Here is a 1,126-nt window from a genome sequence, read left to right as displayed (position 1 = left end):
TGCGGTGTTTTTTATTGTTTTTTTTCTTTTGTTTAAGGGTGTGTCGGTGTAAGTGTTTATTTTATGGGTTAAAGTAGGATACCAAGTGTGAAAAAAAATTAAAGGTTCTTCTTGAGATCCTTTTTTTCTGCGCGTAATCTACTGCCTGTAAACGAAAAAACCGCCCTGCAAGGCGGTTTTTCGAAGGTTCTCAGAGATACCAACTCTTTGAGCCGAGGTAACTGGCTTGGAGGAGCGCAGTCACCAAAACTTGTTCTTTCAGTTTAGCCTTAACAGGCGCATGACTTCAAGTCTTACTCCTCTAATTCGGTTATCAGTGGCTGCTGCCAGTGGCGATAATTCGTGTCTTACCGGGTTGGACTCAAGACGATAGTTACCGGATAAGGCGCAGCGGTCGGGCTGAACGGGGGGTTCGTGCACACAGCCCAGCTTGGAGCGAACGACCTACACCGAACTGAGATACCAACAGCGTGAGCTATGAGAAAGCGCCACGCTTCCCGAAGGGAGAAAGGCGGACAGGTATCCGGTAAGCGGCAGGGTCGGAACAGGAGAGCGCACGAGGGAGCTTCCAGGGGGAAACGCCTGGTATCTTTATAGTCCTGTCGGGTTTCGCCACCTCTGACTTGAGCGTCGATTTTTGTGATGCTCGTCAGGGGGGCGGAGCCTATGGAAAAACGCCACCTGCGCGGCCTTTGTCCCTGCCTTCGGCTTTTTGCTCACATGTTCTTTCCGGCGTTATCCCCTGATTCTGTGGATAACCGCATTACCGCCTTTGAGTGAGCTGATACCGCTCGCCGCAGTCGAACGACCGAGCGTAGCGAGTCAGTGAGCGAGGAAGCGGAAGAGCGCCTTATGTGACATTTTCTCCTTACGCTCTGTTGTGCCGTTCGACATCCTGTCCTGAGCGTTATCTCTCTGTGCTATTTTCTACTTCAAAGCGTGTCTGTATGCTGTTCTGGAGTTCTTCTGCGAGTTCGTGCAGTCGTTTGCACATGGCCGCCTGTTCGTCGGCATCCAGAGCATCCAGTTTTTCAAGCAGTGTCAGGCTCTGGCTTTTGATACATCGCGCCATATTCAGCGCAGTTTGTTGTTATTTGTTCACCTTCCGTTGTTCTCCGTCAGTTCC

Annotated in this window: 1 protein-coding gene; it reads right to left on the bottom strand. The window is 50.8% G+C overall.

Translation table 11 applies throughout. From position 1 onward, the window contains the following. Positions 1 to 907: 907 nt before the first annotated feature. Positions 908 to 1,078, bottom strand: coding sequence for a Rop family plasmid primer RNA-binding protein (locus ACP4J3_RS50730; protein WP_426545083.1), 171 nt, complete (start codon positions 1,076 to 1,078; stop codon positions 908 to 910). Between the last annotated feature and the right edge of the window lie 48 nt (positions 1,079 to 1,126).

Source organism: Streptomyces sp. UG1 (assembly GCF_049974585.1).
In the GTDB taxonomy this organism is placed as follows: domain Bacteria; phylum Actinomycetota; class Actinomycetes; order Streptomycetales; family Streptomycetaceae; genus Streptomyces.
This window is presented reverse-complemented; position numbering and strand designations above follow the sequence as displayed.